The 4718-nt window shown below is 54.2% G+C and carries 7 protein-coding genes; 2 read left to right on the top strand and 5 right to left on the bottom strand.

Annotation, left to right across the window (positions count from 1 at the left end):
* Nucleotides 1-83: 83 nt before the first annotated feature.
* Entirely contained in the window at nucleotides 84-1430 is a 1347-nt protein-coding gene (locus ACQZ5K_RS26800; RefSeq protein WP_448742051.1) for a hypothetical protein, read from the top strand.
* A gap of 285 nt (nucleotides 1431-1715) precedes the next feature.
* Here ACQZ5K_RS26800 and ACQZ5K_RS26805 read toward each other — a convergent pair whose 3' ends face one another.
* The 4 genes from ACQZ5K_RS26805 to ACQZ5K_RS26820 form a co-directional block, all read right to left on the bottom strand.
* Nucleotides 1716-2423, bottom strand: a complete 708-nt coding sequence (locus tag ACQZ5K_RS26805) for a hypothetical protein (protein WP_448742052.1) — start codon at nucleotides 2421-2423, stop codon at nucleotides 1716-1718.
* A 15-nt stretch (nucleotides 2424-2438) separates the two neighbouring features.
* The gene (locus ACQZ5K_RS26810; protein WP_448742053.1) at nucleotides 2439-2612 is read right to left on the bottom strand and encodes a hypothetical protein; all 174 of its coding nucleotides are present in this window, start codon (nucleotides 2610-2612) and stop codon (nucleotides 2439-2441) included.
* Between the two features lie 86 nt (nucleotides 2613-2698).
* Nucleotides 2699-3019, bottom strand: coding sequence for a hypothetical protein (locus ACQZ5K_RS26815; protein ID WP_448742054.1), 321 nt, complete (start codon nucleotides 3017-3019; stop codon nucleotides 2699-2701).
* Between the two features lie 57 nt (nucleotides 3020-3076).
* Nucleotides 3077-3352 carry a helix-turn-helix domain-containing protein gene (locus ACQZ5K_RS26820; RefSeq protein ID WP_448742055.1) on the bottom strand — a complete coding sequence of 92 codons (276 nt, stop codon included), beginning with the start codon at nucleotides 3350-3352 and terminating at the stop codon, nucleotides 3077-3079.
* Nucleotides 3353-3525: 173 nt separating this feature from the next.
* Here ACQZ5K_RS26820 and ACQZ5K_RS26825 point away from each other — a divergent pair, with 173 nt between their 5' ends.
* Complete coding sequence (locus ACQZ5K_RS26825) at nucleotides 3526-3711, top strand: hypothetical protein (protein WP_448742056.1); 186 nt, start codon at nucleotides 3526-3528, stop codon at nucleotides 3709-3711.
* A 232-nt stretch (nucleotides 3712-3943) separates the two neighbouring features.
* Here the strand turns inward: ACQZ5K_RS26825 and ACQZ5K_RS26830 are convergent.
* Nucleotides 3944-4718: hypothetical protein (locus ACQZ5K_RS26830; RefSeq protein WP_448742057.1), on the bottom strand; the 775-nt coding region annotated here is incomplete at its 5' end.

Genomic DNA, 4718 nt, shown 5'->3' on the forward strand with positions numbered 1-4718 from the left:
GCGACGCCTGGCGGAAACTCGAAAGCCAGCCATGGCGCATCATGTCCATCGGTCACCGCAAATGGGCCAATGAGTTCTGATCATTGAGCGATGGTATTAGCGGTCTCGCAAACATTGGCCAGGGCATCATCGGTGCGCTCGATAGCGATGGGGACGGCAAATTGTCGGCGTTCGGCGGTGCTTTGACTGTCGAATCCACCATCAAGGGCAGTCAGAAGCTCGTCGACAACACCCAGAGGCGGCTGGAACTAGAAAAAGAGATCGCGGATCTCGAATCGCAGCCAGTGCGCCGCGCTAGGGCGAACGGATCTCGACTTGATGGCGCCAGGGCCGAGTTGGCGGCCTTGAAGGAACAGGCCACAAAGACAGCGTCCAGCATCATTCAAGACGTACTGAATGACAAGCCGCTGAAATATCCCACCAGTGCGCCCTCTATTGTGGGAGGCAGCGGAGAGACCAAAACCGTCAACGGCAAGAAATTCACGCCCGTAGACATCACGGACAAGCAGTACCAGGTCACAGCCGACAAGGATGGTAAATCCAACAGGAAGCGTGCTGATGAGTATGCCCGCGAGGTCGAGCAGATCACAAAGCGCACTGCCGCGCTGCAAGCTGAGACGGCCGCACAGGCCGGGCTTAATCCCCTCCTGAACGACTACGGGCATTCCATCGAGTTCGCCCGCGCCAAACAGGAGCTTCTCACCGCGGCACAAGAGGCTGGTATCAAAGTCACGCCAGAGCTTACGGCCAGCATCGAGGATCTAGCGGCAGGGTACGCGAACGCTGTTGTCGAATCCGAGCGGCTTTCCGAAAAGCAGGATGAGATACGCCAGCGCGCTGAAGAGGCGATGGAAACCGCCAAGGATGTTACGCGAGGCATGATTGACGGCTTCATTGAGGGTGCCAGCGCGGCAGACATTCTCGCCGACAGCCTCAAGAAGATCGGCAATGCTCTTATCAATGACGTGCTGAACAACATCTTCAAAATCAACAACGCCGGCGGCAGTGGTGGTGGATTATTCGATCTGTTTGGTGGCCTTTTTAGTGGCGGTGGTGGTGGTAAGAGCTACTTCCCGCCGGCGCCTCTGCCTATGTACGCGGCAGGCACCAATTCTGCGCAGCGAGGCATGGCCCTTGTCGGGGAGAAAGGGCCTGAGCTTGTACGGTTCAAGGGTGGCGAACAGGTAGTTCCGAATCACCAGCTTGCGGCCGCGATGAGCGCTCCGTCCCTTCCTAACATCCAAGCTCTAGGCGGTGGTGGTGGCACTTCGGTCAAACTAGCTCCGGTCTACAATATCGATGCCCGCGGCGCCGATGCAGCGGCTGTGGCGCGCCTTCAGGCCGGCTTTGAGAAGGCGCAGCGCAATCTCAAGGGCGAAATCATCAACACCGTCAGGCAGGCCCAGAAGGGCAACGTGAAGCTGAATTAAGCCATTAATTTTACTCGGTGCAAAATTGCGTTCAGTCGGTCTCCCCAAAATTGGGGACACCCCGGCTTAATTTTAAGCCGTTTAAAATCAATGCCTCGCCCACTCCACCGGTAAAGCGTCTAGCTGAAAGGCAGGCTCAACGGGACGCCCTAATTTTGGGGAGACCCGAAACCTGCGAGCGTCATAAGGAGGCAAAAATGGTGGAATCGATCCTGATAAACTACCTCGTAAAAATCGACAAAGGCTCGGCCGGCGTTTACCTTGCAACAAGTTTACGGCCCGAGATCAACTCAGTTTTGCTGCGTCCGACAAAAGCTGTGTCAAATGCGCCCGTGCTTGGCGCGGACCCGAGGCCTCTGGTTCGTCTGAAATAGCGATCGTGTATTGCGTAAGCGCGGTCAAAGAGAAATTCAGCAAACGTAGCGGCTGGTCGAAATCTTCGTGGCGCCACACTCGAGTCCCTTCACGGATCGTTTCGATGATTTCAACGGCAGCATCATACTGAGTGTCTGCTGAGTGGACATACGAGATATTCTCTTTGTCGAGCGCTCGAGTAAGACTTTCACCGTTTGTTTGTGTCAGGAGTCTAGCGGCTTTAAGGGCGGCTTTCGGGTTGATGAGGAGGAGATCGTTAGGTAGTTGATCGATCGTCCCCCACAGGCAATGTGCTAACTCATTACGTCCGACCGCCGCAGAATTAATGAGCTTAAACAGCTGCTTTAGAAGTGACTTCGTCTCAGGATGAGAAATCTTATTCTCGACAGCAACTTCTATTCCTGACAGTTTCTGATTCCTGGACTTTAACTGATCCAGCAGAAACATCGCGGTTGAATCCCCAAGGAGGACGCTAGCCATAATTTCGAGAAGATGCTCGACATTCGCCCAGCGCGAGAATATCCGCGCCGCCTCCACGGCCAGCAATGGACGCTCAGCCGCAGCATCAGTTAAATTAATCTGAAATTGTTGAATTGTGTGCGGTATTGCCGTCGGCATGGAGTAGACTAACTCTTACCGTTCCAAGGCGCTGAGCCGGTCGATCACAGCAGCTAAGCCAATTGCCAGCACTCCCATTCCAAACGCAACGGCGCCGAGAATTTCATGTATGGCGGATTTGGCAGCCATAGCTACCAATACGCCGCCGACGACCTGCAGTAACCCAAGCGCATATAAAAGTTTAGCCATCGCCCCGAATCCCCCGTAAGTTGCGGAGATGATGCTTTAGGGTTGTGTAACGGTCAAGCGGTCCGACCCGCGTATCTCGGCTAATTTTACCCCTTCATGCATGTCAGCTGCCACTGGTCGCGGAACTCGCCGATTGCCCGATCTTTGCTTTCTTGCATGTTGAAAAACGGGACTTCGTAGGCGTCCATTATCATCTTCCGAAAGCCTGGGCCGACCTTTTCATCGCCCTTGGGTATAACGACGTCCATGGTGCTTTGTAGGGACATGCCGCCCTGTCTGCGCTCCATGACCTTTTCCGCTATCCTGCCCACAGCAGCGCATTCTTCATCAGTCTCAGCCAATGCCGCAGTGCTCAGTCCGGCGAGTGCAGCGAAGATCAACGCAACGGTGCTGATTGTCTTGTTCATAGAGTGCCCCCCCAATTCAGGGTAGCAAAATGATTGAGGCATAACGGCCGGTCAAGCCTATCTGTGAACAACTGCCCCACGCTCGGCATCTGGTGGGCCGCCGACCCTGATGCGCACGCCGTCGTTAATAAACTCTGCGAACCGCCACTTGCCGGGTTCCACCTCTTCGCCAATCTCTAAAGCGGTCTGCAGTAAGTGCACGGTGGAGGTCTTCGGGTCTGAACCGTTCTCGATTCGAGTTACTGTGTTGGCGGTAACACCCGCTTTTTCAGCTAGGTCACGCACACCCCAACCGAGTCCGACGCGGGCCATTTTAAGCTGAGTGGCGTTCATTTTTGGTACCCTGTACAAATACATGTTGACACGGTTAATTTCGTGTGGCTTCATGTGTACACAGTACAAATGCAGCGACACAAAAGCAACAAGGAACGCCCGACATGGTTAGCGAGTCCCAAACAGATACGGTTAATGAGTCCTTCCCTAACCTAGAGGCTGAGGTGTGTAACGTGTTCAACTCGACACGCATCGCCCTGGACTACATCACCGCGCAGCTTGTGGCCCATATGGAGCACGACGACGCAAACACCGCAGCTTACATCCTGCACGATGCAGCGGCGCGCGCCGAGATCCTCAAGAATAAGTTCTATGCTGCGCTCGACGCCCACCACGCGCCTACCAAGAAGCGCGCGTAACAGTTTCCTCGCCAGCCTTTCGCATTTCGGGCTGGCCACCTTGCCGCAGCGCGCCTTCGGGCAGCGCGCGGTCTTTTATCACCACTGGCCAGCGGGGCTTTCCGCTACCAACGGTTCGAACGCCTAGACCTGCGTTTGCCCGCTGGCCGTTCTGTCTTCATAGACGAAGCGTTCTAAAACCAAATGCGCGGCGAAGGCCAACCGGCGCGCACTTTTTATTGGGATACGCGGATCATTTTAGGAGACGTTGTTTCTCGATGATCGCCAGCGTTCGTTTGCCTTTATCGGTAAGAAAGCTTCGTCGATACGAACTGCCCGCTGGCTTCTCGCTTGATGCGAGGCCGTGAATTATTAGCTTGGGAAAAATTGTGTAATACAGAAATTGATAGGGCTGCTCACCGGCCCAATTTTGTTGGACGCCATTAACCAAGGCAGGTGAATAAGCACTCATAAGGGTTGCCAAATCGCTTTTGGTAATTGCAGCGCCCAACAGTTTATCTGGAACGTCGAGGACGGTTAGCTTTAGAAGTTCAAGCGTCTCCTCTATCTCTTGCACCGACTCTGCATTATGATTTTTCCTTTGGGCAACCGACTTCGCTGCTTTGGCTTTGTCAAGTTCAAGCCGCAGGCGAGATATCTCTGCATGCAGCGCCGAAACGTCAACAATCTCAGCAGCTGAAACCCACCCGATAAGATCTGCCTGATGGCCAAGTTCGCCAAGGCTTTCATGGATGGCTAGCTTTATATCGCGATCATCTGCAAAAAATGCCGACATAGTGCTGAGCACTTTCTCGCGGAACTCTCTTAGCGCTTTCGGATTGTCCTGCTCGATAACGGAGCTTCCGACGCTTTTGACCTTGGCTTCTAGAGCGTCTTCTTTGATCACAACAGAAAACAGCGGCTTCTTTGTAAGCGGCAAGCTGAGACCGTTCAGCGCGTGTAATTCCAGGGCATGAGTGCATCGAGATCGCTGCTGGGCCAACCATTGGCTATGCGCTCGAGTGTCT

The sequence above is a fragment of the Agrobacterium sp. 22-226-1 genome (assembly GCF_053522345.1).